This is a genomic window from Bradyrhizobium hipponense (assembly GCF_008123965.1).
In the GTDB taxonomy this organism is placed as follows: domain Bacteria; phylum Pseudomonadota; class Alphaproteobacteria; order Rhizobiales; family Xanthobacteraceae; genus Bradyrhizobium; species Bradyrhizobium hipponense.
This window is the reverse complement of sequence record NZ_VSTH01000103.1, coordinates 118,553-142,705: the sequence shown is the minus strand read 5'-3', so window position 1 is coordinate 142,705 and position 24,153 is coordinate 118,553. Positions and strand designations below refer to the sequence as shown.

The window sequence follows — 24,153 nt, the reverse complement described above, 5'->3', positions numbered from 1 at the left end:
GCGAAGGCCGGGACCCATAATCACAGGGAGTAGTTTGGCGAAGACTCTAAGTTGAGCGTTCAACCGCTACTCACACCGCGCACCATCGATGGATCACGCGGCATGGATCCCGGCGTTCGCCGGGACGACAACGAGTTTGTAGTGAGATATCCCGCATCCGCTACGCCGCGCGGATATGCGCGAGGAAGCGGTCCACCTCATCGCGCAGCCGTTGCGACTGTTTCGACAGCTCGACCGCCGAACCCAGCACTTCCTCCGCCGCCGTGCCCGTGGCGGCGATGCCGTCGGTGACGCCGGCGATATTCTGCGAGACTTCGCCGGTGCGGGCCGCGGCCTGCTGGACGTTTTGCGCGATCTCCTGGGTTGCCGTGCCCTGCTGCCCGACGGCGGCAGCGATTGCCGCCGATATTTCGTCGACTTGCTGAATCGTCGCGCAAATCGACTGGATGCCTTCCACGGCGCCGCTGGTCTCGCCTTGCACGGCCGTGACCTGCGCACCGATCTCCTCGGTTGCCTTCGCGGTCTGGGTTGCCAGCGCCTTCACTTCGGAGGCGACGACGGCGAAGCCGCGGCCGGCCTCGCCCGCGCGCGCCGCCTCGATGGTGGCGTTGAGCGCCAGCAAATTGGTCTGCCCCGCGATGCCGCTGATGAACGAGATGACGTCGCCGATCTTCTGGGCCGCCTCGGCCAGGCTCTGCACGCGTGCATTGGACTGCCGTCCGTCACTCGCGGCCTTGCCCACCACCTCGGTCGCGTGCGCCAGCCGCCGGCTGATCTCGGTCATCGACGACGACAGTTCTTCGGCGGCGGCCGCGACCGTCTGCACGTTCTCCGAGGCGAGCGCAGAGGCCGATGACACCGTGCGCGTCTGCTGCCGCGACTGCTCGACGATATCAGACATCGAGCGCGCCGTATGCTCCATCTCGACCGCGGCCGCGGACACCGTGGTGACGACGTCGCGGATGCTGGCCTCGAAATTGTCGGCGAGCTCGGCGAAGGCGCGCCGCTTCTCCGCTTCGGACTGCGCCTTGGCGTCGGCCTGGTCGGCCTGGAGCTTGTTGAAGTTGACCGCGTTGTCGCGGAATACCGCAACCGCCTTCACCATCGCGCCGACCTCGTCATTCGCCTTGCTGGCGGGGATGGCGACGTCGAGCCGGCCGTCCGCGAGCTCGCGCATCACGGAAGTGATGGACAGGATCGGGCGCGAAATGCTCCGGGCAATGAGATAGCCGACGATCGCCGCCAGCAAGAGTCCGAGCGCCGCGATGCCGATCGCCAGCAGCCAGGCGCGGTCGGCGGAGGCCTCGTAATCGCCATTGTCCATCACCAGCTCGACCGCGCCGAGCGGCTTGCCGGAAAAGTCCTTGATCGGTCCGAGTAGCGCGGCGACCGGCGTGCCCTCGAGCTTGGCCCGCCGCACGGTGAAGCCACCCTCGGCGGCGCGGCCGTACTCGGCCGCATCGAAGAAGCTCCTGCCCTTCAGCGTGCCGCCGAACAGCTTGAAGCCGCTGCCGTCGGCAAGATGGAAAGCGACGTCGACGTGGCGGTTGGTCTTGAAGTCATCGAGGAACGGCTGGCCGAAGGTCAGGCCAAACTCGACGCTGCCGAGATGCTTGCCGCTTTGCGCGATCGGCACCACGCCGCGAATCCCGAGTCCGGCGACCCCGCCTTCGAGGCCAACCACGACCTTGCGCTCCTCGTTGGCGATAAGGACGGTCTTGCGGAAGCCCGAAAGGTCGTCGCCGAATTTGGCGGGCTGGTGCACGCGCAGATACGACGTCGCCGGCGGCACGTGGAACTGGAACTGATCGACGCCATAGTCCGACTTGATGGCCGCGAACACGGGCCCGAACAGCCGCACCAGGGCCTCGCGGTCCTGCTTTGCCATCGCCTCCTGCGTCGCCGGCATCGCCGCTGCCACGGCGCTCATCGCGGCGGCGCGGTGCGATTCCTCGGCGATGCGCGATTGCAGGGCGTCGTAATGGCTGCGCAGCTCGCGCTGGTCGGCGCGATCGATGATACCTGCGATGATCCACATCGCCCCGAGCACGGCGAACAGCGCGGTCGCCGCCGCCGTCACTGCCAGCGCAACCGTAATCCGCATCCTGAGGCCGAGTGTCGCCCGCATGTCCGACTCGTTCTTTGAGCGTTGGTTAAAGAACGTCTATCAACTTCTCGCTAAGAGAGGGTGAATGGGGGTGGGGGAGCGGTGGTTGTGCGCGCCATTTGGGATGGAGGCCTCGCGCCCAAAATGAAGATGTCGTCCTGGCGAACGCCAGGACCCATAACCACAGGATGCAATTTGGCGAAGACCGTCGTTCGGTACTCCAACCGCCCACACCCGTTAGATTCCGCGGTATGGATCCCGGCCTTCGCCGGGACGACACTGACTGTGAGGCGCCTGCGCTCTCCAAAATCCAGGGCGCCTAATACCCCCTTGCCCGGTCCACCACATTCTCCAGCGCGCCGTCGGCCTCGAACCGCGCGATCTGCTCGGCGACGTAGGCCGAGATTGCTTCGGCGTCGGTGTCGGCGGCGTTGTGCGGCGTCAGCACCACCTTGGGATGGGTCCAGAGCCGGCTGTCCTTTGGCAGCGGCTCCTGGACGAAGACGTCGAGCGAGGCGGCTCCCAGCGTGCCGTCGTCGAGGCAGGCGAGAATGTCGTCCTCGTTCTGCAAGCCGCCGCGGCCGGCATTGATCACGACGGGCGCGCCGAGCGGGCTTTTGCGGTTGAGCTTTGCGAACACATCGCGGTTGAGAATGCCCCGTGTGTCCGGCGTCAGCGGCAGCAGGCAGACCAGAATGTCGGTCGCGCGCAGGAACGCATCGATCTGCGCGGCGCCGTGGAAGCACGCGACTCCCTCAATGGCACGCGGACTGCGGCTCCAGCCCGCGACACAGAAGCCAAGCCGCCGCAGCACGTCGGCCGCGTCGGCGCCGAGCGTGCCGAGCCCCATGATTCCGACCGTGACGGCGCTCGCCGGCCCCTGATATTTCGGCTCCCAGCGCTTCTCGCGCTGCGACTGCCGCAGGTAAAGCTCCTGGCGATGGTGCATCAGCACATGCAGCACGACATATTCGGTCATGCGGCCCGTGAGGTCGGGCACGGCGACTCGGACCAGCGGCACATCGGGTAGGCTCTTGTCCGCCATCAGAGCATCGACGCCCGCGCCGAGATTGAAGATCGCACGCAGATTGGGGAAGGCGCCGAGGTCGCCCGGCATCGGCTTCCATACCGCGGCATAGTGTACTTCGGCGGGATCGAGCCCTGCATCGGGCAGCAGCACCACGGGGCGGCCGCCACAGACCGCGTCGAACCGGGCCTTCCAGCGCTCCGGCAGCCAGTTCTGCTGCGTGCTGTTGATCAGGACGGCCAGTGTGCCTTTGGTCATTCATGTGCCTCGTCGGTTCCGCTTTGAAAGGCCCTCCTTGGCATGAACGGGCGGATCTTTCCTGCAAATTATTTCCGCAATACTGTCGGGGCGAGGCATATTTGTTCGTCTTCAGAACAAGAGTTCAAGGAAAGTACGACCCATGCTCTACGCCATCCTTTGCTATCACGATGAGGACTTCGTCGGCTCCTGGAGCAAGGACCAGGACCAGGCCGTGATGAAGAAGCTCGCCGTGGTGCAGGACAAGCTCACCAAGGAGGGCCGGCTCGGGCCGGTGGCGCGGTTGTTGCCGACCACCGCGGCGGCGACGCTGCGCAAGGAGGACCCGCCGCTGGTGCTCGACGGTCCCTATGCCGAGACCAAGGAGCAATTGCTCGGCTTCTACATCGTCGACTGCAAGAATCTCGACGACGCGCTCGACGTCGCGCGCGACCTTGGTGCCGCTAATCCCGGCGGCGCCTACGAAGTGCGCCCCGTTGGCGTGTTCAGGCCCGGAGGAAATCTGACGTGAGCGAGGCCGATACTGCCTGGATCGAGACCGCGCTGACGTCGGCGCGACCCCAGGCGGTCGGCGCGCTGCTCCGTTACTTCCGCGATCTCGATACCGCCGAGGAGGCGTTCCAGAATGCCTGCCTGCGCGCGCTGAAGACGTGGCCGCAGAACGGTCCGCCGCGCGATCCCGCGGCCTGGCTGATCATGGTCGGCCGCAACGTCGCGATCGACGAGGTCCGCCGCGCCCGCAAGCAGGCGCCGTTGCCCGAAGACGACCAGGCGATCTCCGATCTCGACGATGCCGAAGGCGCGCTCGCCGAACGCCTCGACGGCTCGCATTATCGCGACGACATCCTGCGGCTGATGTTCATCTGCTGCCATCCGCAACTGCCGGCGACGCAGCAGATTGCACTCGCCCTGCGCATCGTGTCGGGCTTGACGGTGAAGCAGATCGCGCGCGCCTTCCTGGTGTCGGAGGCGGCGATGGAGCAGCGCATCACCCGCGCCAAGGCCAAGGTCGCGGAGGCCGGCGTGCCGTTCGAGGCGCCCGGCCCAGTCGAGCGCTCCGAGCGGCTCGCCGGCGTTGCGGCGATGATCTACCTGATCTTCAATGAGGGTTATTCGGCAAGCGGCGATACCGCGGAGATCCGCAAGCCGCTGTGCGAGGAGGCGATCCGGCTGGCGCGGCTGTTACTGCGGCTGTTCCAGAGCGAGCCGGAGATCATGGGGTTGACGGCGCTGCTGCTGTTGCAGCACGCGCGCAGCAACGCGCGCTTTGCCGACGACGGCTCGCTCATTCTTCTTGATGATCAGGACCGTTCGCTGTGGAACGGCACCATGATCGCGGAAGGGTTGGCGCTGATCGACAAGGCGATGCGCCACCGCCGCAGCGGGCCCTACCAGATCCAGGCTGCAATCGCCGCGCTGCATGCGCGCGCGGCAACGCCGGCAGAAACCGACTGGGCGCAGATCGATCTGCTCTATGGCGCGCTGGAGTTGGTGCAGCCCTCGCCGGTGGTGACGCTCAACCGCGCGGTGGCTGTCTCCAAGGTGCGGGGGCCGCAGGCCGCGCTGGACGTGATCGAGCCGCTAGCGCCGAAACTTGCCAACTACTTCCATTTCTACGGCGTGCGCGGCGCCTTCCTGATGCAGCTCGGCCGCAACGACGAAGCCCGCGTCGCCTTCGACCGTGCCATCGCGCTCGCCAACACATCGGCCGAGGCCGCCCACATCCGCATGCACATTGATCGATTGATCAGGGATAGCCAGCCAAAGGACGTTAACGGCGGCGCCAGGCGGGGCGCAAAGGCGAAGTAAGGCTCAACACCATCTCCGCCGTCATGCCCGGGCTTGTCCCGGGCATCCACGTACTTCCTTTGCGGTTCAGGGCGTGGATGGCCAGGACAAGCCCGGCCATGACGTGAAGCTTGTAGCGTGCCAAGAAATTCTATTTCGAATTGTCGGCTCCAGCCTCCTCCCTTCGTCCTAAGCCTGTATCCCGGGAGCCATTGATGCTAAAAGCAGTCGCCATCATTGCCGTCGTGTTCGCGGTCGGTATAGCCGCCGTCCTCGTGCTCGCGCTGACCAAGTCCGACACTTTCCGTGTCGAACGCAGCCTCGCCGTGAAGGCGCCAGCTGATGCCATCTATCCGCATGTCGCTGATTTCCACCGCTGGACCGGTTGGTCGCCCTATGAGGGCCGGGATCCCGCCATGAAGCGGACCTTCGGCGGAACCGCGCAGGGCAAAGGCGCGACCTATGCCTGGGATGGGAACAACAATGTCGGCGCCGGCCACATGGAGATCCTCGAGGCGAACGCGCAGTCGAAGCTTCGCATCAAGCTCGATTTCGAACGTCCCTTCGAAGGCCACAACACCGCCGAGTTCACTTTTGTGCCGCAAGGCGATGCAACACTGGTCACATGGGTGATGTATGGTCCGGCACCGTTCATGTCCAAGGTCATGCAGGTCTTCATCAACATGGACAGCATGATCGGCAAGGACTTCGAGGCCGGCCTCGCCAGCCTGAAGAAGCTCGCCGAGAAGTAGCGAGCGTCACTGCCAGAAAGTGAACAAGGAGAGAAACGATGCTCAATCCCTATCTGTTCTATCAGGACACCTGCGAAGCGGCGTTCAACTATTACGCCAAGATTCTCGGCGGCAAGATCGACTCGATGATGCGGTCTTCGGACGCGCCGCCGGACATGCCCGCCGCGCCCGGCCGCGAGAAGACGATCATGCACGCGCGGATGTCGCTGCCCGACGGCAGCGTGCTGATGGCCTCCGACGCTCCGCCCGAGCATGCTCAGAAACCGCAGGGCTTTTCGATCTCGCTGACGGTCGCCGACGTCGCGGAGGCCGAGCGCAAGTTCAACGCGCTCGCCGACGGCGGCTCGGTCACCATGCCCTTCAGCAAGACGTTCTGGGCCAAAGGCTTTGGCATGTGCGTCGACAAGTTCGGCATTCCCTGGATGGTGAACTGCCCGGCGGAAGGGATGTGAGCGCGGGCGTGATCGCCCGATGCATCAACTGGCGCCCCCTCTCTCTGCGTTGTTGCAGGAGAGGGGAGGCGCATGAGTAGTCAGTGCGTGCGCTCGGCCGCGAGTTCCCTCAACGGACCGATCCCGTCACGTCTTCGCTTGGCGCCGGAACGCAGCGAGGGCAGATCACGAGCTTGGTGCCGAGCTGCCTGTCATTCTCCGCTTCGATCTCGTCATGGACTGCCCACCATGCATCGGAGTACGGGCGCAGGGTAGCCAGCACTCTTTCCCGTTCCCGATTGGGATCGCTCGCGGCGGGTGCTTGATTCACCACACGACGCTTCGTGACGGAGGGCCGGTTCGGATCCTGGCCGAGGCCGTCCCATGCGATGGGGCGGCGCTCCTGCGCCGGCGCCACCGTGCATCCCGTGATCGCTGCGCAGAAAGTGAGCAGGATAAAGCCGTGTCGCATCATGCCGGGCCTTCGGTGCAGTACGCGTCACGCAAAAATCCACGTGGGAAACTTTGCATCGCGTCGGTCAATGGAACTCAAGGGAAACACTTAGCCGGCATGGCCGAATATCGAATCATGCTTCGCACTACATTGCGAGAGCAGTGAGGCCGCTTCGTGAAAAGGTGCGGACCGCATCGCACAACAATTGGCGCAAGATTGGGCTGTGAACTCCGCGTCAGAATCGCTAATTGTCATTCATAAAATCTACAAACTAGGGTGGGGCGTGACTTGGAAGGGGAGCGACCGATGGCGGCGGCGCTGCAAATCAATTTTGCTCTTTGGGGAATGCTGATCTGCGCAAGCATGAAGCTGGCGCCGTTGGTTCAGACTTTCCTTTAGAGGAACAGCCAATCTGTGACGAACATGGCTCCCTCTGCGAGCACGTGGAGCCAGCCAACGGTTGCGACCGCGCTCGCGAGCCGGCGTGTTGATCCGCGTCACGCTGCTGCGGGCCGTCGAATCGTCATCGGCAGCGCGAAAAGATCGCGGCGAGATCGCGCCCCTTCAATACGAGCAACCGCGACGTGAGACCACCGTGGCGGCTGATCCAGTCGCGCACCGGACCTGGATAGGCTTGCAGCACCGCTTCGGACGCTTCCGGCTCGGCATAGAACCGCCCGCGCCGGTCGACCGAGCGTGCCGCATGGAAGCCGAGCGCGGCGCGTTTCGTCACACAGATGCGCTCGCCCGGCACGATGCTCAGCACCAGCGTGCAAGCGGACAGGCAGGGCCCGTCGATCACCACGCGCTCGCCGCTTTCGCGCACCTTCTCGAACAGATCAAGGAACGTCCCGACTTGGCCGCCCGGACTCTGGATGATGCGGATTTCGGCGGCAGCGGGTGTGGCGGCGAACATTACGGCTGCGAGCGCCCAGGCCTTGACGATCGTCGTGATATGCATGGAACGCTCCACGAACTCGATCCCCGGGGTCTACCCATTGCGGCGCTGCCCGCGCAGCGTCGGCAGACCGATGCCGGCCGCATCGAAGCCGCCATCGACGGCCAAAATTTGGCCGGTGATGTAGCTGGACCGTTCCGAGCACAGGAAGAAGATCGCTTCAGCAAGTTCCTCTTCCAGGCCGTAGCGGTTGAGTGGAATGGCATCGTGATAATCGGCGCGGATCTCCGGCGAATGCACCTGCTTCGCCATCGCAGTGTCGACCGGCCCCGGCGCCACCGCGTTGACGCGGATGTTGAGGGACGCGAGCTCAACCGCGAGCTGCTTGGTCAGATGCGCGAGCCCCGCCTTGCTGGTTCCGTACGCCGAGCGCAGCGTCGAGGCGCGTACCGCTGAGATCGAGGTGATGTTGACGATGGCGCCGCCGCTGCCCTCGCGCATCAACGGCACGGCCGCCTTGGTGCAGAGGAACGGACCGGTAAGGTTGACTTCGAGCACGCGGCGCCAGTCGGCGTCCTGCGTGTCCATCAGCGGCGCGAACACCGCAATTCCGGCATTGTTGACCAGCGCGTCGAGCCGGCCGAACTGCCGCTCGATCGCCTTGATCGCGGCGCCGACCGCGGCCACCTCCGAGACGTCGCAAGTCAGCGCCAGCGTCGTCTCGCCCTGGTCGATCTCGGCGACCGCGCGGCCGAGCAATTCGCGCTCGATATCGAGCAGCGCCACCCGCCAGCCCTCGGCCAGAAATTTTTTCGCGGTCGCAAGCCCGATGCCGCGTGCGGCTCCAGTGACTAGGGCGACTTTTTGCGGGGCTTGCGGCATTTTGCTGATCTATCCTGGGTCCGGGAGGTTGGTTGCGCGCGAGCGCCGGCTCCTTTTACTTCGCTTTCGCTCTGATGAGAAAGGCCCAGCCCCGCCAATTGAGCGGAGCGGGCGCGATCGGCCAGCCGAGATCTTCGGAAAGGCTTCCGAGCAAAACCTCCGGGCCATGGCCTCCAAAATAATTCTAGTCCGGTGTCGGTTTTGGAAGAGGGCGCTCGTCTTACAGGGGAGTGCGAGCCAGCTCGGCCCCATCGGCAGTTGCTGGCCGCCGTGGGATGAATGGATACGGGCCTGCGCCTTACTGCGCATCCCGGAATGATGAGACAAACGAGGAAAGCTCCCATGCGATTCATGATGCTGATGATCCCGCTCGGTTACGAGATCGCGCCGCCGGACGTTCAACTCGATCCCGAGCGCGTCGCCGCGATGATGCGCTACAATGAGGCGCTGAAGGATGCCGGCGTGCTGGTCACGCTCGACGGCTTGCATCCGCCGTCCACCGGTGCGCGCGTCTCGTTCGCGACCGGCGAGCCGATCGTGACCGACGGTCCCTTCGCCGAGGCCAAGGAAGTCCTGGGCGGTTACTGGATGATCGAGGTCGCTTCGCGGGCGGAGGCGATCGCCTGGGCGAAGAAGTGCCCGGCCTCGCCCAACGAAATCATCGAGATCCGGCAGGTGCAGGAGATGAGTGACTTTCCCCCTGAGGTGCAGGAGGCCGCCGCCGGGTTTGCCGACCTGAAGATCAAATAGCCAAATCAAATAGCCAAGACGGCGGCCACTGCCGTAGCCCGAATTCTTGCCGGACCCATCAAACCTGAGGAGACATCCATGAGCACCGAACACACATTTCTTGCCATCTATCTCGGCAGCATGACCGGCACGAAAATGGCGGCCTGGCAGGCGATGCCTGAGGCTGAACGGAAGGCGAAGGAGCAGGAGGGCATGGCGGCCTGGCACGGCTGGGTCGAGAAGCACAAGGCCGTCATCGTCGAGCTGGGCGGCCCGCTCGGCAAGACGCGGAGGATCGACGCTAGCGGTGTCACCGAGGTCAGCAATGCGCTGACTGGCTTCACGGTGGTCCGCGCCGCCTCGCAGGAAGCCGCCGCAGAGCTGTTCAAGAACCACCCGCACTTTACGATCTTCCCGGGCGAGGCGATCGAGGTCATGCCGGTGTTGCCGATCCCGGGCCGCTAGGGGCCGCGCAACTGCGGGACATGCAGGTTAATCAAATCCCGCCTGCGCTAGTGACCTTCACGTCCAGCTCATGTAAAAGCCGTTCACATGAGCTGGCGCAAGGAGACGCGCCGCGCCGAGCGCGGCTATCACCACGGCAATCTGAAGGAAGCCCTGTTGCAGGCTGCCCTTGGATTGATCGCCGAGAAGGGTGCCGCCGGCTTCACCTTTGCCGATGCCGCGCGCATGGCCGGCGTCAGCGCCGCCGCACCGTACCGGCATTTCCGCGACCGTGACGAGCTGCTGTCCTCGATCGCACTGCGCGGCTTCGAGCAGTTCGAATCGCGCCTGACCGCGGCCTGGGACGACGGCCGTCCCGATACGCTCACCGCGTTCGAGCGGGTCGGCAAGGCCTATCTTGCCTTTGCCCGCGAGGAGCCAGCTTTTTACAACGCGATGTTCGAATCAGGCCTGCCGGTCGATGCCAATCCGGCGCTCCAGGCTGCCAGCGAACGCGCTTTCAACATCATTCGCGCCGCGGCCGAACGGCTTGCGGCCCTCGCACCGCCCGGCACGCCGCGACCGCCGGCGATGATGATGGCATTGCACATCTGGTCGATGTCGCACGGCGTGGCGTCGCTGTTCTCGCGTGGCGATGCGGCGCGACGAAAACTGCCGATGTCGCCGGATGAGCTGCTCGAAGCCGAGGTGCTGATCTATCTGCGCGGGCTCGGCTTCCCGACCGACCGGCGTCCGCCCGCGAAAAGCGCCGAGCCGCCGCCCGTGCCACCGGAGGCATCCTCCGGTTCTGGAGTGCCGCCCGGCGGTCCCTGGGGCAGGCCGAAATAAAGTTGCGCGAATGCTCCCGAGACCGTGTTTGACGGTCGGCTTGACAAAATCGCGCGATGATTTAGGTATGTGAATGTTATTTACATTCACAACGGCGCTGATGCCGTCATGGAGAAGGAAATGGCCTACACCGCTGATGTCAATCGATGGCGCGGCCCTTCGGACCAACACTACGAGCGCCCTCACATGCTCGATACGCCCTGGCACCCCGGCTGGATCGCGGTGACCATCCTCGGCTTCATCATCTGGTGGCCGATCGGACTTGCCCTTCTCTTTTTCACACTCGGGAGCAGAAGAATGTCGTGCTGGAGTTACTCGGATCGCTGGCAGAACAAGATGGAGCGGATGCAGTACAAGATGGACCGCATGCGCGGCCGCATGGAGCGCCGCGGCTTCGGCTTTGGCTTCGGCCCGCCCTCGAGCGGCAACCGCGCCTTCGACGAGTATCGCACCGAGACGCTGCAGCGGCTCGAGGAGGAGCAGGTCGAGTTCAAGAACTTCCTCGACCGTCTGCGCCACGCCAAGGACAAGGAAGAGTTCGACCAGTTCATGGCGCAGCACAAAACCCGTCCGACCCCGCCGCCGCCGACCGACCAGCCGCAAGGTTGATCCGGAGGCCGGCCTGGAAGCCGACATCTCGCAAAGCCTTCAGGCGCACGCCCCCAAAGTCCTGATGGCCCCGAGCCGCCCGCCTGCGCACCCCGCTGGCGGGCGGTTTGGTTTTGAGGGGAATGCGGCTGGCGGCCGCGACGTTCAGAGCGTCTTGGTCAGCTCGCCGTGGCAAGCTGTGCGCGAACCGACGTCAGGAAATGTTCGTAGGCGTGATCCACGATCTCGTTGAGCGAACGCGTTCGCGCGAACATCGCCTTGGCCTCGGCAAGGAACTCGTCGCGGGTCGGTATCTTCGGCAAATGCAGATGCGTCAGCGCATCGACGCCTTCATGGGCGCGATTGAGGATCTCCTGCAGCGTTGGCCATTGCAATTGGGCCAGATCGGCGCGGCGCCGTGCCGACGAGATCGCATCCGCCAGAGTCTGTGCATCGAACCGTCCGGCCAGTTCGCGGGCCGCGCGGTTGATCACGCGAGCGCCGAGCGGCTGCTCGTTGCGCAGCACCTGTTCGGGCGGCGCCTTCATGTTCCAGACGATGCCGATCCAGGACAAGACCTTCAGGGTGTAATAGGTCACGTCGATTTCCCACCAGCGAAAGCCCTGTCGCACACTGCTCTGGTAGGCGTGGTGATTGTTGTGCCAGCCCTCACCAAGGGTGAACAATGCCAGCAGCCAGTTGTTGCGGGAGTCGTCGCCGGTCACATAGCGCTTGCGTCCATGCACATGGGCAAGGGAGTTGATGCAGAAGGTGGCGTGATAGAGCAGCACCGTGCTCCAGAGGAAGCCGACGACCAGGCCGGACCAGCCAGCGATCAGGAAGCAGAGCCCAGCAAGCGCAACGGCCGGCAGGAGTTCCAGCCGATGCAGCCACATCAGCTCTGGATAGCGCGCGAGATCGCCGACTTTCACCAGATCGGTCGCGTCGTGCTGCCGGTAGAAAATCCAGCCGAGATGGCTGTACAGGAAGCCGCGGTGACGCGGCGAATGCACGTCGATTTCGGTATCGGAATGCAGATGATGGTGTCGATGCTTGGCCGCCCACCACAAAACGCTTTTCTGCGCGGTGCTCTGGGCGAGGCAGGCCAGGATGAACTGAAAGAGTCGGCTGGTCGCAAACGCCCGATGCGAGAAATAGCGATGGTAGCCCGCTCCGATCGCAAACATCCGCACGACGTACAGTGACACGCAGATCGCAAGGGCCTGCCACGTGATGCCGGTCCAGATGGCTGCAATACAGCTGAGATGGACCAGCAGGAACGGCAGGGCGGAGGGATACATGATGTCGTCGTGATGGTCGTCGGCGGGGGCGTTGGGCGACATATTTCAGCGTGACCTTGGATGGGAGGCGGGCGTGGAATTTGCTCGGACGCGCCAAGGCGTCCCGTGTGCGAAAATCCCTGGGGTGGCGGACCACCGCGGGGACTTGAACGAGATGTTGTTGAGGGTACATCCCTGGTCAAGCAGTGCGGCGAAGCTGGTCGCCGCTCACAGGGCGTACAGATTGTCCGGGGTCGAGTTGCCCATCGAGGTCATATGCAGCTTGCCCAAGTCGTTGGCTGAGATGTCGTTGGCCGACACACTTCTCGCCGAAACCCGACCAATTATATGGTTGCACATATCTGGCATGCAAGCTCGTAGTCTCACGGGAGTTGCGGTGCGGCGTCGCGGTTGCCGCCGACGCAGCGCAATCGTGATCGGCGTCGCAGTGCCGCTGCTCAGGCCGCGCGCCGACCCTCGCTGCCATGGTGCGGCGTGACCGGCTCCGAACTGGTCTGGCCCGGTGCGTCCAGCACGGCAACGTGGTGCCGGTGGACCATTTCCCAGCCCTTCCACCCCGTGAACAGAAGGATGCCGACGACGACCAAAGAGAGCACCACGCCCCACGGCTTGATCGCGGCCTCCGCGCCTTGGGCAAAGCGGAGATAGAAATTGATCAGGGCCAGCACGACCGCCACCAGATTGCCGGCCATATGGTACCAGGCGGCATTCAGGCTGCGAATGCGGGGCTCGCTGAAGAAGTCCGTAAAGCCGGCCACGGCGGCAACGAGCGCCATGACAATGCCGGCGCCGATCAGCCACATCGCGGCCCTGGCCCAGAAGCCATCGCCGGTGCCAATGAAGGCCAGATCGGCGATCGGCGCGCTGACCAGAAATGCGACGGGAAACGGGATAATCATCGGGTGGAGCGGGTGATCGCCGATGGCGGCGGTCGTCTTGGGGTTGATGGTCATGGCAAAACCTCGCGGAAAGTGATTTTCGGGACAATTTTCCGAGAGAGCGGTGGTTCCTCCGGCCGAGCGCCCCGACAACGCCAGGCGGCGCATGTCCTTGGGTCGAGAGCTCCCAATCGTCTGCACTGGCTACCTTTCCCGCAGCCAAATTCGGTCCCGGTAACCGCGCATTAACCTACGCCGGGCTCTGGTAATTGCGGACAATCGCGCCCAAAGCCCGAAGTCAAGGGCCTTGGGTCGGGGCCCTTAGTTTTGACATCTTGGCAGGGAATGCAGACGGCTGGCTTTGGACGAGCCCTGCACCCCAGAAAAGACCAGGCTTTAAACGGGCTTGCCGGCTGCGCCGGTCGGCGCGGCCGTTGGGGAACCGGCAGCCATATGCTGCCGGGGGACGTTGGATAACGATCGCCTTGAGAGGATACTGCTTATGAATCCGGCCGACGTGGCTCAGTCAGCCCTTCCGGTTGCCGCTTCCGCGGACGTGTCGCTGATTGCGCTGTTCTGGCAGGCTCACTGGATCGTGAAAGCCGTCATGCTGGGACTTCTGTCCTGCTCGGTCTGGGTCTGGGCGATCGCCATCGACAAGATCTTCCTGTTTGCCCGCACCCGCCGCTCGATGGACCGCTTCGAGCAGGCCTTCTGGTCCGGCGAGTCGATCGAGGAACTCTATCGCACGCTCTCGGCCAAGCCGACGCATTCAATGGCGGCCTGCTTCGTGGCCGCGATGCGGGAGTGGAAGCGCTCGTTCGAGAGCCATGCGCGCTCGGTCGCGGGTCTTCAGATGCGTATCGACAAGGTGATGAACGTCTCGATCGCGCGCGAGGTCGAGCGGCTGGAGCGCCGGCTTCTGGTGCTCGCGACGGTCGGCTCGGCCGGGCCCTTCGTCGGCCTGTTCGGCACGGTCTGGGGCATCATGTCGAGCTTCCAGTCGATCGCGGCGTCGAAAAATACCTCTCTGGCGGTGGTCGCCCCCGGCATCGCGGAGGCGCTGTTTGCGACCGCCGTCGGCCTGATCGCCGCCATTCCTGCCACTATTTTCTACAATAAGTTCACCTCCGAGGTGAATCGGCAGGCCCAGCGGCTCGAGGGCTTCGCGGATGAATTTTCAGCCATTCTGTCGCGTCAGATCGACGAGCGGGGCTGACGGACGGCGTGTATAGTGTCAGGGCACAGTTGGGCAGCAGATCATGGGCATGAACGTAGCCAGTTCGTCCGGCGGCGGTGGGCGCCGCAGCCGGCGCAAGCCGGTCATGGCCGAGATCAACGTCACGCCGATGGTCGACGTGATGCTGGTGCTGCTCATCATCTTCATGGTCTCGGCGCCGCTGCTCACGGTCGGCGTGCCGCTCGACCTGCCGCAGACCCAGGCCAAGAGCCTCGAGCAGAACGACCAGAAGCCGATCCAGATGTCCGTCGACATAAAGGGCAAGGTGTTCATCGCCGACGCCGAGATCGCGATCAACGAATTGGTGCCGAAGCTCAAAGCGATCACGGATGCGCGCGGAGGGCTCGAGGAACGCATCTACCTGCGCGCCGACAAGAAGGCAGATTACGGGACCGTGGCCAAGGTGATGGGCCTGCTGTCCGGCGCCGGATTCAAGAAGCTGGCGCTCGTCACGGAAGCGGATCAGGGGTCCTAGGCCGGTGAAGGTGAACGTCGACAAGACACTGGTTGCGTCGATTGCCCTGCACGTCCTCGTGATCGGATGGGGGCTGGTTACCTTTAGCAGCAGGGCTTTTGTCGCGCCGGAAGAGTCGCTTCCGATCGACATCATCTCCAGCGACCAGCTTGCGCAGATCACAGCTGGGCAGAAGACTGGCGAAAAGGACAAGCCGAAGCCCAAGGTCGAGAAGATCGCGGAGGCCAAGCCCGAAGAGGACGCCGTCGGCAAGATCACCGAGAAGAAAGAGCTGATCAAGACCAACTCGACGCCCGAGCCGCCTCCGAAACCCGTCGAGAAGCCGGTCGAAAAGAAGCCCGAGCCGCCCAAGCCGGTCGCCGAGGCCAAGCCCAAGGAAGAGCCGAAGGAAGAGCCGAAGCCGCAGGAAAAGAAGCCTGATCCGGCCAAGGAAGATCCGATCGCCGAGCTCCAGAAGAAGCTGGAGACCAAGAAGCCGCCGCCCAAGCCGCCGGAGCCCAAGGTCGCGGCGGTGCAGCCGCAGCAGCCGAAGCCCAAGGAGCGCTCGTTCGATCCGGCGCAGATCCAGCGCGAGCTCGACAAGCGCGCAACGACCCGGCACGAGCTCACCGGGACGACAATGAATGCGTCCGCTTCGCTCGGATCGACCACCGGGACCGCCGTTACCAACGTTGCGACCTGGCGGGGCGCTTTCCAGGGCGCGGTCAAGCGCTGCTTCACGCCCACCTATAACGGGCAGGACGCGGATCAGTACGAGGCCGACATCGATATTCCCATGAAGATCGATGGATCGCTCGCGTCCGAGCCCATCGTCGTCGCGGTGAGGGGACCCTCGCGATCGATTGCGCAGGCCGTGGCGGAGAGCGCCAAGCGCGCTATCGTGCAGTGTCAGGTCTATTCGTTCATGCCAAAGCAGCAGTACGACAGCTGGAAGCTCATTCCGATGACATTCGGCCTGAAAGATATGTTGTGACATCCGAACAAAAGAATTTTGCGATGAATGACGTCCGATCGATGAACCGCCGCCGCTTCATGACCCTGACCGGATCGACGCTTGCGATGCTCGGGGGCGGGCGGGCCTTCGCCCAGCAGGCCCAGCCGCGGCTGCGCATCGATCCCACCGAATTTCAGCCGGTCCCGATCGCGATCACCAACTTCCTGCCGGGCTCGCCGTCCGACGGCGACGTCGGCAACGGCGTCACCCAGGTCATCACCAACAATCTGAAGCGCTCGGGCCTGTTTGCCCCGATCGACCAGGCCGCCTTCATCGAGCGCATCAGCAATATCGATGTGGCGCCGCAATTCCAGAACTGGAAAACCATCAACGCGCAGGCGCTGGTCACCGGCCGCATGACGCGGCAGCCGGACGGCCGGCTCAAGGCCGAATTCCGCCTCTGGGACGTGGTCTCGGGCCAGCAGCTCGCCGGCCAGCAATATTTCACCTCGCCGGAATATTGGCGCCGCATCGCCCACATCATCTCCGACCAGATCTATGAGCGGATGACCGGTGAGAAGGGCTATTTCGACAGCCGTGTGGTGTTCGTGGACGAGACCGGGCCGAAGGAGCGGCGCGTCAAGCGGCTCGCGATCATGGACCAGGACGGCGCCAATGTGCGCTATTTGACCCGCGGTGCCGATCTCGTGCTGACGCCGCGGTTCTCGCCGAACTCGCAAGAGATCACCTACATGGAGTTCGGCCAAGGCGATCCGAAGGTCTATCTCTACAACATCGAGACCGGGCAGCGCGAAATCGTCGGCAACTTCCCCGGCATGACCTTCGCGCCGCGGTTCTCGCCGGACGGCCAGCGTGTCATCATGAGCCTGCAGCAGGGTGGCAATTCCAACCTGTTCGTGATGGACCTGCGCTCGCGCTCGACCACGCGCCTCACCGACACGCCGGCGATCGACACTTCTCCTTCTTACTCCCCCGATGGCACCCGCATCTGCTTCGAGTCCGATCGCGGCGGCAGGCCGCAGATCTACGTGATGGCCGCGGGCGGCGGCGCGGCGCAGCGCATCTCCTTCTCCAAGGACGACACCAACGCCAGCTACTCGACGCCGGTGTGGTCGCCGCGCGGCGACTACATCGCGTTCACCAAGCAGGGCGGCGGGCAGTTCTCGATCGGCGTCATCAAGCCGGACGGCACCGGCGAGCGGCTCCTCACCTCTGGCTACCATAATGAGGGGCCGACCTTCTCGCCGAACGGTCGCGTGCTGATGTTCTTCCGCGATCCCGGCGGCGCCGGCGGACCGTCGCTGTTCTCCGTCGATATATCGGGCCGCAATGAGCTCAAGGTGCCGACGCCGGGCTTCGCGTCCGATCCGGCGTGGTCGCCGCTGCTATCCTCAACGTCCGGACAGTAGCGGCCGGACCTCGGCGCGCGTTCGCTTGAACGCGCGCCTTTTTCCGAAAACTTTGCGAGATGTTTGTCCGCGGCAACAAATCTTTAAGGTTGTGCTCGGCAAACTTTTCCCAGTGCTTTGTTTCTATTGGCTTATTTCGATTGTTGAGGGTTCAAAACAACTCGACTTTAACGATGTTCCCTCAGAAAGACTTCACCTGAACTGGGTAAAAGTACGCGCCGGACAGGATGCGCGTACAAATCAGATGCAGTTCGACAGCCAGAGCGGAGAGATCGATCAAAAATCCTCGCCGAATCTTTCGGCGGCGCTGACTGATTCGTTGTTCGAGGCTCCCGGCACGGTGCTGACCGGAATCGTCTTCTCGGCATTCTCGGCATCCCTGACGGCGCTGAAGACGGGACAGACGCTGATCTGGGGATTTGTCCCGCTTCTCATTATCGCGGGAGCTATACGCGCCTTCGATTTGCACCGGTACCAGACTGGAAAGTCGGTCCTTAGTGTCGAACAAGCTGCGCGCTGGCAGAACCGCTACCAAATAGGAGCGCTCATTCAGGCCATCGTGATTGGCTTATGGTGTTCCACGACCCTGTTGAGCAATGACGACGCCATCGCTCACATGATCGCTCTCTCGGTCACCACCGGAATCGTGGCGGGAGGAGCGGGGAGAGCCTACGGACGGCAATCGATCTTTCGTCTGCAAGCCACCCTGATATTCGGCCCGGCGGTGATCGCGCTGGCGCTGCACGCCACGGCCTATTACGTGGCCATGTCCGTCGTGTGTGCCGCGTTTCTTTTGTCCGTCATGAAGCTCTCGGCCAATCTGCACAGGATATTCTTGCGGGCGGTTGTCGCGCGTGAGCGCGAGGCGGCGCTCGCCGGCCAGTTCGACACCGCCCTCAACAACATGCCGCATGGATTGTGCATGTTTCGCGTCGACGGCCAGCTCGCGGTGATGAACCACCGCTTTGCCGCGATGATGAGCCTGCCTGACAATCTCGCACGGAGCAGGACGAGCGCGCGCGACATCGTCGCGGCGTGCGTCGAATCGGGATCGATTTCAGCGCCCAGCGGCGAGTCGATCATTGCCGACATCGAAACCTTGCAGGCAAAGGAGATCATTACCTCTGATCCCGATACGCAGAGGAACCGTTCGCTGTCATGGACCGTGCAGCCAATGGCCGACGGCGGCGCGGTTGTGCTGCTTGAGGATGTCACTGAGAGGCGCAATGCCGAGGCCAGGATCAGCCACCTTGCGCGCTATGACGATCTCACAGCGCTGCCTAACCGCGTCAGTTTTCGCGACGAAATCGAGCGGTTGCTCGCGGTCGCGAGGCATTCGGAGCGTCTATCGGCCCTGCTCTTCGTCGACCTCGACCAGTTCAAGCAGGTCAACGACACGTTGGGTCATCCCTGCGGCGACCAGCTCCTGTGCGCGGTCGCCAACCGTTTGCGCGAGATGCTGCGCCCTGAGGATTTCGTCGCGCGCTTCGGCGGCGACGAATTCGTCGTGTTCCAGCAGAACATCTCTTCGCCCGAGGACGCCGCGAGTCTTGCCCGGCGTATCGTCGAGCGCCTGAGCGAGCGCTACCGCATCGATAATCATTTGGTCGAGATCGGCGCCAGCATCGGCATCGCGCTGACCTCGCCGGGAGGCGACGTCCGGGCTGATACGCTGCTCAAGAACGCCGACATGGCGCTATACCGCGCCAAGGCCGACGGCCGCGGCACCTTCTGCTTCTTCCGCGACGAGATGGCGGCGACCGTGGAGGCGCGCCGCACCCTCGAGCTCGACCTGCGCAAGGCGCTCGCCAACGAGGAATTCGAGCTGTTCTATCAGCCGCTGATCAATTTGAAGTCCGGCAAGATCACCACTTGCGAGGCGCTGCTGCGCTGGAATCATCCTGTGCGTGGCACGGTCTCGCCGATCGACATTATCCCTGTCGCCGAGGACATGGGCTTGATCGTTGATCTCGGCCGCTGGATCCTCCGCCGCGCCTGCATGGAATGCATGAAGTGGCCGGACGGCGTCAGCGTCGCCGTCAATTTTTCGCCGCACCAGTTCCACCAGCGCGACGTGCTGAGCGAAATCCGTTACGCCCTGGAGGTCTCGGGGCTGCCGGCGCATCGGCTCGAGATCGAGATCACAGAATCCTCGTTGCTGCGCAATACCCAACTCACCCATGACATCCTGTCACAATTGCATGCGCTCGGCGTGCACATCTCGCTCGACGATTTCGGTACCGGCTATTCCAGCCTCAGCTATCTGCACAATTTCCCGATGCAGAAGGTGAAGATCGACCGCTCCTTCCTGGAAGGCATCGACACCGACCGTCCGCTCACTCTGCTGCGCGGCGTGGCGCGGCTGTCTGCCGACCTCGGCATGTCGGTCGTGGTCGAGGGCATCGAGACCAACGAGCAACTCGAACTGATCAGTGCCGACGGGACGGTGACCGAAGGCCAGGGCTATCTATTCAGTCGGCCTGTTCCGGCCGTACGGATTCGTCAGTTGCTCAATGCCTCCCACGGCCGTCGCGGGGGCAATGATCCGATGGTCGCCGCATCGCGATCCATCGCTTGATAATTTCCTCCATCCATCTCTGAGGGCATCTGCTATCCCGCACTTCTACGGGGTGCAAAGGTTAACCCTAACGTTTCTAAGCCTTTGCAATTTCGTTAAGGAACCATTAATCTCGTCCTACTCGCAGAAGTTGTTGTAGCGTAGGGATTGCAGATGAAGTCCGGGGCCGAACCGCAGACGGCGCTTCTTCCACGTGGAGCCGCGCTGTTCGATCGTATCGACTATCGGCTCATTGAAACGCCGGAGGACAAAGATCGCCTCCACCTGATGCGTTATCGGGCCTATCTGCAGGCTGGACTGATCCCGCAGTCGGAGTCACAGCGGGTGACCGACCGTTTCGACGACGCGCCCAACGTCTGGAATTTCGGTGTCTACGTCGACGATGAACTCTGCAGTGCCGTTCGCATCCACGTTCTGACGTCCGAATGTCGGCTGTCCTACACCACCGAGGTGTTCGGCGACATCCTGCATCCTCGCCTCGACCGGGGCGAAGTTTTTGTCGATCCGTGTCGATTTGTTGCCGATCCCGAAATGCAGCAGCGGTTCCCGGAATTGCCGTATTTGACTGTGCGGTTACCCTTCGTTGCCTGCGAGCATTTCAATGCCGATGTCGGGCTTTCGATGGTGCGCACCGATCATCAGCTGTTCTACCGCCGCGTATTCCTGTGCGAGACCCTCGGCGAACCACGCTCGTTTCCGGGCTGGCCGACGAAGAAGGCGGTCCTGATGGCGTCGGATTATCCCAAGGTCCGGGACAGGATCCTGACCCGCTTTCCGATCATGCGCTCCAGTGCGTTTGAGCGGCGCATGTTGTTTGAGCGCAGCAGCCCGCGCCAGGCCGCCCCGCGGCCGGTGTTGCTGGCCGCCCAGCGGAATTCGGACGCGGTGGCCTCGGCAATCGGTTCCGTCCGCTAGCACGATCCCCGGCTCTCCATGCGACTGGCCCAAAATTCCGGCAAAGCCTGCGCTTTTGCCGGTTGAGGCGGCTTGCCTTCACCCTCGCGCCACATTTACAACCCATTAACCATGGTGGTTGCTTTTCGCCGGTGGGGGGCATTTGACCGGCTCTGGCAACGTCCCATCAAGGTTGACGGAACGTTCGCTTAACCAACCCCCTGTAGACCGGACAGCAGTGGACTAACGTGAGCGTGGAGGCTCCGGAATGAAACATCCTATGCGCATCCTCCAGGGATTGAAGCTGGCTGCGGTGCTCGCGGTCGCGCTGTCGATGGGCGCCTGCGCCAACAAGAACCTGGGTGCCGATGCGATGGCCAGCGCGGCGACGCCTGGCAGCCAGCAGGACTTCGTGGTGAACGTGGGCGACCGCGTGTTCTTCGAAAGCGACCAGACCGATCTGACCCCGCAGGCGATCGTGACCCTCGAGAAGCAGGCGCAGTGGCTCCAGAGCTATCCGCGCTACAGCTTCACCATCGAAGGTCACGCCGACGAGCGCGGCACCCGCGAGTACAATATCGCACTCGGCGCCCGCAGAGCCCAGTCGGTGCGCTCATTCCTGGCCTCGCGCGGCATCGACCCGAACCGCATGCGCACCATCTCCTACGGCAAGGAACGGCCGGTCGCCGTCTGCAACGACATCTCCTGCTGGTCGCAGAATCGCCGCGCCGTCACCGTGCTGAACGCGAGCTCCTAGACAGCCGCCCGTTCCATGACCAGGAAGCAATTTGCCGGCGTCCTCTCGGGCGCCGGTTTCGTTTCAGCGTCCTGTGATAGAAACCCCTTTGTTCGAGTCACATTTTTGGCGTACTCCCCTTCAACGTGTGATGCGTCGAAGGTTTCGTCGCAGGCCGTTTCGCTGTCGTCGTCAGGGCAAAATGTCATCGAAATTCAAGGCAATTACCGGCATCGTGGCGATCGCCGCGCTGCTCTCTCTGTGTTCGCCCGTCCTCGCGCAGTCGGACGATGCCGACCCTGAGATGCGGATCGAGCGGCTGGAGAACCAGCTGCGCCAGCTCACCGGCCAGAACGAAGAGCTGCAGTACCGCAACCGCCAGCTCGAAGAGCGCCTGCGTCAGCTCGAGGGCGGCGCGCAAGCCGCCCCCGGACAGCCGCCGGCGCAGCCCAACATCGCGGCCGTGCCGCCCGCTCAGTCCGCGCCGGTCTATCGCCAGCAGCCGCAACCCGCCCTGCCGAGCTACGAGCCGCAGGTTGCAGCTCCAGCTCCGATTGCTCAGGAACCACCTCAGCCGGGCGCGCCCGGCACGCGACGCCGCGGCGATGCGTTCGATCCGAGCCAGAATCCGAGCGCGCCCGGCGCGCCGCGCGCGCTCGGCGGCGGACAGCAGCCGATGCCGGCAGGAGCCCCGGTCGGGGCGCCCGGCGGGCGCGGCGCCGGCGAACCGCTCGATCTCGCCAACACCGGCGCGCGCAATCCGCAAGCTGCCACGCCGGCGCCGACCCCGCCCGGCTATCCCGCGCCGGCGGGCGGCGGCCTTGCCACGCTGCCGCCCTCGGCATCGCCGCGCGACGAGTTCGACCTCGGCATTGGCTACATGCAGCGCAAGGACTATGCGCTCGCCGAGCAGACGATGAAGACCTTTGCGCAGAAATATCCGAGCGATCCGCTGCTCGGCGACGCGCAATACTGGCTCGGTGAGAGCTACTTCCAGCGCCAGCAATATCGCGACTCCGCCGAGGCCTTCCTCTCCGTCACCACCAAATACGAGAAGTCGGCCAAGGCGCCGGATGCCCTGCTGCGGCTCGGCCAGTCGCTCGCCGCGCTGAAGGAGAAGGAGGCCGCCTGCGCCGCCTTCGGCGAGGTCGGCCGCAAATATCCGCGCGCTTCCGCAGGCGTCAAAGCCGCGGTCGACCGCGAGCAGAAGCGGGTGAAGTGCTAGAGCCTGATCCGGACCGGAAGCGCCGTGTAAGCGCAAGATGCAAGCGCGGAACGCGTTTGCGCGGAGATCATGCCCAAGCAACAAAGCCGGTTCGTTCCTGACAGGACGGGCCGAGCTGCGCTAAACAGGCGGTCCATTCGCGGACGATTGCAGCGTCATGTCAGACGACAACTCACCGATTTCGGCGCGCGAGGCCAGGCGGCTGTTCGCCGATTTCAAAACTGCGCCGGCGCTGGTGCTCGCGGTCTCCGGCGGGCCCGACTCGGTCGCGCTGATGTGGCTCGCGGCACGTTGGCAGCGCAGCCTTGCGCGCGGGCCTCGACTGCTGGTCGTCACCGTCGATCACGGCCTGCGGCCTGAGGCGGCGCGCGAGGCGCGCGAGGTCAAGCGGCAGGCCGCGGCGCTCGGATTGACGCACCGGACCCTGCGCTGGCGTGGGGCAAAGCCGAAGACGGGGCTGCCTGCCGCTGCGCGCGAAGCCCGCTACCGCCTGCTCGCACAAGCCGCCTGTGCGGCCGGCGCGAGCCACGTGTTGACCGCGCACACCCGTGACGACCAGGCCGAGACCCTGTTGATGCGGCTGTTGCGCGGCAGCGGAATTGCCGGGCTGTCGGCGATGGCGCGCCTGGCGGAACGCGACGGGATCGTGCTGGCGCGCCCGCTGCTCGACGTCCCCAAGTCGCAGCTCGTTGCGACCCTGAAGCGGGCCAAGCTCGGCTTTGCCGACGATCCCACCAACCGCGATACGGCCTTCACCCGGCCGCGGCTGCGCGCGCTGTTGCCGCAGCTCGCAACCGAGGGCGGCGACATCCGAAATCTGGCGCGGCTCGCTGCGCGGCTGGCGCGGGCCAATGCGGCGGTCGAGGTGCTGGCCGACGGCGCCGAGCGTTTCCTTCGCCTGCGGGATCGCGGCGATGCGCCGCATGACCTGGGTGGGCGAAGCTTCGAAGCCGCTGGCTTCGCCGCTCTGCCGGAAGAGGTTCGATTGCGGCTGCTGCTGCGGGCTATCAACGCTCTCGGTCATGAGGGGCCGGCGGAACTCGGCAAGGTCGAATCCCTCCTGGCTGCGCTCGATCAGGCCATCGCAGGCGCCCGTACAGCCACAAAGGGCCGGCCAGCCCTGAAGCAAACGCTTGCGGGAGCCTTGATCAGCCTTGCCGGGGGGCGTATCCACGTCGCGCCGGCGCCGGCCCGGCGGCGCAAGGAACGGATCAGGAAAGCGGATGCGGGCGGATCATGACACCGGCCGTCTTGA

The 24,153-nt window shown here is 64.2% G+C and carries 24 protein-coding genes; 17 read left to right on the top strand and 7 right to left on the bottom strand.

Annotated features, from left to right (window positions below; translation table 11 throughout):
- Positions 1 to 160 precede the first annotated feature (160 nt).
- Entirely contained in the window at positions 161 to 2,128 is a 1,968-nt protein-coding gene (locus tag FXV83_RS28730; RefSeq protein ID WP_187436224.1) for a methyl-accepting chemotaxis protein, read from the bottom strand.
- 298 nt (positions 2,129 to 2,426) lie between these two features.
- Positions 2,427 to 3,392 carry a 2-hydroxyacid dehydrogenase gene (locus tag FXV83_RS28725; RefSeq protein ID WP_148742972.1) on the bottom strand — a complete coding sequence of 322 codons (966 nt, stop codon included), beginning with the start codon at positions 3,390 to 3,392 and terminating at the stop codon, positions 2,427 to 2,429.
- Positions 3,393 to 3,534: 142 nt separating this feature from the next.
- On the opposite strand from FXV83_RS28725, the gene FXV83_RS28720 reads away from it, so the two are divergent.
- From FXV83_RS28720 to FXV83_RS28705, 4 genes are all read left to right on the top strand, one after another.
- Positions 3,535 to 3,903, top strand: coding sequence for a YciI family protein (locus FXV83_RS28720; RefSeq protein ID WP_148742971.1), 369 nt, complete (start codon positions 3,535 to 3,537; stop codon positions 3,901 to 3,903).
- On the top strand, positions 3,900 to 5,201 hold the full coding sequence (locus FXV83_RS28715; RefSeq protein ID WP_148742970.1) for an RNA polymerase sigma factor: 1,302 nt from the start codon (positions 3,900 to 3,902) through the stop codon (positions 5,199 to 5,201). The genes FXV83_RS28720 and FXV83_RS28715 overlap by 4 nt, the downstream gene beginning before the upstream one ends.
- Before the next feature lie 194 nt (positions 5,202 to 5,395).
- A complete protein-coding gene (locus tag FXV83_RS28710; protein ID WP_148742969.1) occupies positions 5,396 to 5,932 on the top strand; it encodes an SRPBCC family protein in 537 nt (178 codons plus the stop codon).
- Positions 5,933 to 5,970: 38 nt separating this feature from the next.
- On the top strand, positions 5,971 to 6,384 hold the full coding sequence (locus tag FXV83_RS28705) for a VOC family protein (protein ID WP_148742968.1): 414 nt from the start codon (positions 5,971 to 5,973) through the stop codon (positions 6,382 to 6,384).
- 109 nt (positions 6,385 to 6,493) lie between these two features.
- Here the strand turns inward: FXV83_RS28705 and FXV83_RS28700 are convergent, their stop codons facing one another.
- From FXV83_RS28700 to FXV83_RS28690, 3 genes are all read right to left on the bottom strand, one after another.
- Positions 6,494 to 6,838 (bottom strand): hypothetical protein, encoded by a 345-nt coding sequence (locus FXV83_RS28700; RefSeq protein WP_148742967.1) that lies wholly within the window; start codon positions 6,836 to 6,838, stop codon positions 6,494 to 6,496.
- A 502-nt stretch (positions 6,839 to 7,340) separates the two neighbouring features.
- The gene (locus tag FXV83_RS28695) at positions 7,341 to 7,778 is read right to left on the bottom strand and encodes a hypothetical protein (protein ID WP_148742966.1); all 438 of its coding nucleotides are present in this window, start codon (positions 7,776 to 7,778) and stop codon (positions 7,341 to 7,343) included.
- A 30-nt stretch (positions 7,779 to 7,808) separates the two neighbouring features.
- Positions 7,809 to 8,597 carry an SDR family NAD(P)-dependent oxidoreductase gene (locus tag FXV83_RS28690; RefSeq protein ID WP_148742965.1) on the bottom strand — a complete coding sequence of 263 codons (789 nt, stop codon included), beginning with the start codon at positions 8,595 to 8,597 and terminating at the stop codon, positions 7,809 to 7,811.
- Positions 8,598 to 8,939: 342 nt separating this feature from the next.
- Between FXV83_RS28690 and FXV83_RS28685 the strand changes: the two genes are divergently transcribed.
- The 4 genes from FXV83_RS28685 (at position 8,940) to FXV83_RS28670 (ending at position 11,228) form a co-directional block, all read left to right on the top strand.
- Positions 8,940 to 9,347, top strand: coding sequence for a YciI family protein (locus tag FXV83_RS28685; protein WP_148742964.1), 408 nt, complete (start codon positions 8,940 to 8,942; stop codon positions 9,345 to 9,347).
- Positions 9,348 to 9,425: 78 nt separating this feature from the next.
- A complete protein-coding gene (locus tag FXV83_RS28680) occupies positions 9,426 to 9,791 on the top strand; it encodes a YciI family protein (RefSeq protein ID WP_148742963.1) in 366 nt (121 codons plus the stop codon).
- 87 nt (positions 9,792 to 9,878) lie between these two features.
- Entirely contained in the window at positions 9,879 to 10,619 is a 741-nt protein-coding gene (locus FXV83_RS28675; RefSeq protein ID WP_148742961.1) for a TetR/AcrR family transcriptional regulator, read from the top strand.
- Between the two features lie 120 nt (positions 10,620 to 10,739).
- Positions 10,740 to 11,228 carry a DUF2852 domain-containing protein gene (locus FXV83_RS28670; RefSeq protein ID WP_148742959.1) on the top strand — a complete coding sequence of 163 codons (489 nt, stop codon included), beginning with the start codon at positions 10,740 to 10,742 and terminating at the stop codon, positions 11,226 to 11,228.
- 158 nt (positions 11,229 to 11,386) lie between these two features.
- Here the strand turns inward: FXV83_RS28670 and FXV83_RS28665 are convergent, their stop codons facing one another.
- Both FXV83_RS28665 and FXV83_RS28660 read right to left on the bottom strand, forming a co-directional pair.
- Positions 11,387 to 12,550, bottom strand: a complete 1,164-nt coding sequence (locus tag FXV83_RS28665; RefSeq protein WP_148742958.1) for an acyl-CoA desaturase — start codon at positions 12,548 to 12,550, stop codon at positions 11,387 to 11,389.
- A gap of 395 nt (positions 12,551 to 12,945) precedes the next feature.
- Positions 12,946 to 13,461, bottom strand: coding sequence for a DUF2231 domain-containing protein (locus FXV83_RS28660; RefSeq protein WP_148742956.1), 516 nt, complete (start codon positions 13,459 to 13,461; stop codon positions 12,946 to 12,948).
- Between the two features lie 427 nt (positions 13,462 to 13,888).
- Here FXV83_RS28660 and tolQ point away from each other — a divergent pair, with 427 nt between their 5' ends.
- From tolQ to tilS, 9 genes are all read left to right on the top strand, one after another.
- A complete protein-coding gene (tolQ, locus tag FXV83_RS28655) occupies positions 13,889 to 14,605 on the top strand; it encodes a protein TolQ (protein WP_018641591.1) in 717 nt (238 codons plus the stop codon).
- A gap of 43 nt (positions 14,606 to 14,648) precedes the next feature.
- On the top strand, positions 14,649 to 15,101 hold the full coding sequence (gene tolR / locus FXV83_RS28650; RefSeq protein ID WP_148742955.1) for a protein TolR: 453 nt from the start codon (positions 14,649 to 14,651) through the stop codon (positions 15,099 to 15,101).
- Between the two features lie 4 nt (positions 15,102 to 15,105).
- Positions 15,106 to 16,074: a protein TolA gene (locus FXV83_RS28645; RefSeq protein WP_148742953.1), complete on the top strand. Its 969-nt coding sequence runs from the start codon at positions 15,106 to 15,108 to the stop codon at positions 16,072 to 16,074.
- A 23-nt stretch (positions 16,075 to 16,097) separates the two neighbouring features.
- On the top strand, positions 16,098 to 17,465 hold the full coding sequence (tolB, locus tag FXV83_RS28640; protein WP_430648954.1) for a Tol-Pal system beta propeller repeat protein TolB: 1,368 nt from the start codon (positions 16,098 to 16,100) through the stop codon (positions 17,463 to 17,465).
- A gap of 244 nt (positions 17,466 to 17,709) precedes the next feature.
- On the top strand, positions 17,710 to 20,043 hold the full coding sequence (locus FXV83_RS28635; RefSeq protein ID WP_148742949.1) for a putative bifunctional diguanylate cyclase/phosphodiesterase: 2,334 nt from the start codon (positions 17,710 to 17,712) through the stop codon (positions 20,041 to 20,043).
- A 153-nt stretch (positions 20,044 to 20,196) separates the two neighbouring features.
- Positions 20,197 to 20,958: an N-acyl amino acid synthase FeeM domain-containing protein gene (locus tag FXV83_RS28630; RefSeq protein WP_148742948.1), complete on the top strand. Its 762-nt coding sequence runs from the start codon at positions 20,197 to 20,199 to the stop codon at positions 20,956 to 20,958.
- A 247-nt stretch (positions 20,959 to 21,205) separates the two neighbouring features.
- Positions 21,206 to 21,694 carry a peptidoglycan-associated lipoprotein Pal gene (gene pal, locus FXV83_RS28625; RefSeq protein WP_148742946.1) on the top strand — a complete coding sequence of 163 codons (489 nt, stop codon included), beginning with the start codon at positions 21,206 to 21,208 and terminating at the stop codon, positions 21,692 to 21,694.
- Between the two features lie 181 nt (positions 21,695 to 21,875).
- A complete protein-coding gene (gene ybgF, locus FXV83_RS28620) occupies positions 21,876 to 22,898 on the top strand; it encodes a tol-pal system protein YbgF (protein WP_187436223.1) in 1,023 nt (340 codons plus the stop codon).
- 157 nt (positions 22,899 to 23,055) lie between these two features.
- On the top strand, positions 23,056 to 24,138 hold the full coding sequence (gene tilS / locus FXV83_RS28615; protein ID WP_148742942.1) for a tRNA lysidine(34) synthetase TilS: 1,083 nt from the start codon (positions 23,056 to 23,058) through the stop codon (positions 24,136 to 24,138).
- Positions 24,139 to 24,153: the final 15 nt, after the last annotated feature.

Coding starts and splice junctions, on each gene's coding strand:
- FXV83_RS28720 (WP_148742971.1), top strand. CDS start 3,535: ATGCTCTACGCCATCCTTTGCTATCACGATGAGGACTTCGTCGGCTCC.
- FXV83_RS28670 (WP_148742959.1), top strand. CDS start 10,740: ATGGCCTACACCGCTGATGTCAATCGATGGCGCGGCCCTTCGGACCAA.
- FXV83_RS28660 (WP_148742956.1), bottom strand. CDS start 13,461: ATGACCATCAACCCCAAGACGACCGCCGCCATCGGCGATCACCCGCTC.
- FXV83_RS28700 (WP_148742967.1), bottom strand. CDS start 6,838: ATGATGCGACACGGCTTTATCCTGCTCACTTTCTGCGCAGCGATCACG.
- tolR (WP_148742955.1), top strand. CDS start 14,649: ATGGGCATGAACGTAGCCAGTTCGTCCGGCGGCGGTGGGCGCCGCAGC.
- FXV83_RS28680 (WP_148742963.1), top strand. CDS start 9,426: ATGAGCACCGAACACACATTTCTTGCCATCTATCTCGGCAGCATGACC.
- FXV83_RS28630 (WP_148742948.1), top strand. CDS start 20,197: ATGAAGTCCGGGGCCGAACCGCAGACGGCGCTTCTTCCACGTGGAGCC.
- tolB (WP_430648954.1), top strand. CDS start 16,098: ATGAATGACGTCCGATCGATGAACCGCCGCCGCTTCATGACCCTGACC.
- FXV83_RS28730 (WP_187436224.1), bottom strand. CDS start 2,128: ATGCGGGCGACACTCGGCCTCAGGATGCGGATTACGGTTGCGCTGGCA.
- FXV83_RS28725 (WP_148742972.1), bottom strand. CDS start 3,392: ATGACCAAAGGCACACTGGCCGTCCTGATCAACAGCACGCAGCAGAAC.
- tolQ (WP_018641591.1), top strand. CDS start 13,889: ATGAATCCGGCCGACGTGGCTCAGTCAGCCCTTCCGGTTGCCGCTTCC.
- FXV83_RS28710 (WP_148742969.1), top strand. CDS start 5,396: ATGCTAAAAGCAGTCGCCATCATTGCCGTCGTGTTCGCGGTCGGTATA.
- FXV83_RS28685 (WP_148742964.1), top strand. CDS start 8,940: ATGCGATTCATGATGCTGATGATCCCGCTCGGTTACGAGATCGCGCCG.
- pal (WP_148742946.1), top strand. CDS start 21,206: ATGAAACATCCTATGCGCATCCTCCAGGGATTGAAGCTGGCTGCGGTG.
- tilS (WP_148742942.1), top strand. CDS start 23,056: ATGTCAGACGACAACTCACCGATTTCGGCGCGCGAGGCCAGGCGGCTG.
- ybgF (WP_187436223.1), top strand. CDS start 21,876: ATGTCATCGAAATTCAAGGCAATTACCGGCATCGTGGCGATCGCCGCG.
- FXV83_RS28705 (WP_148742968.1), top strand. CDS start 5,971: ATGCTCAATCCCTATCTGTTCTATCAGGACACCTGCGAAGCGGCGTTC.
- FXV83_RS28675 (WP_148742961.1), top strand. CDS start 9,879: ATGAGCTGGCGCAAGGAGACGCGCCGCGCCGAGCGCGGCTATCACCAC.
- FXV83_RS28635 (WP_148742949.1), top strand. CDS start 17,710: ATGCAGTTCGACAGCCAGAGCGGAGAGATCGATCAAAAATCCTCGCCG.
- FXV83_RS28690 (WP_148742965.1), bottom strand. CDS start 8,597: ATGCCGCAAGCCCCGCAAAAAGTCGCCCTAGTCACTGGAGCCGCACGC.
- FXV83_RS28665 (WP_148742958.1), bottom strand. CDS start 12,550: ATGTCGCCCAACGCCCCCGCCGACGACCATCACGACGACATCATGTAT.
- FXV83_RS28695 (WP_148742966.1), bottom strand. CDS start 7,778: ATGCATATCACGACGATCGTCAAGGCCTGGGCGCTCGCAGCCGTAATG.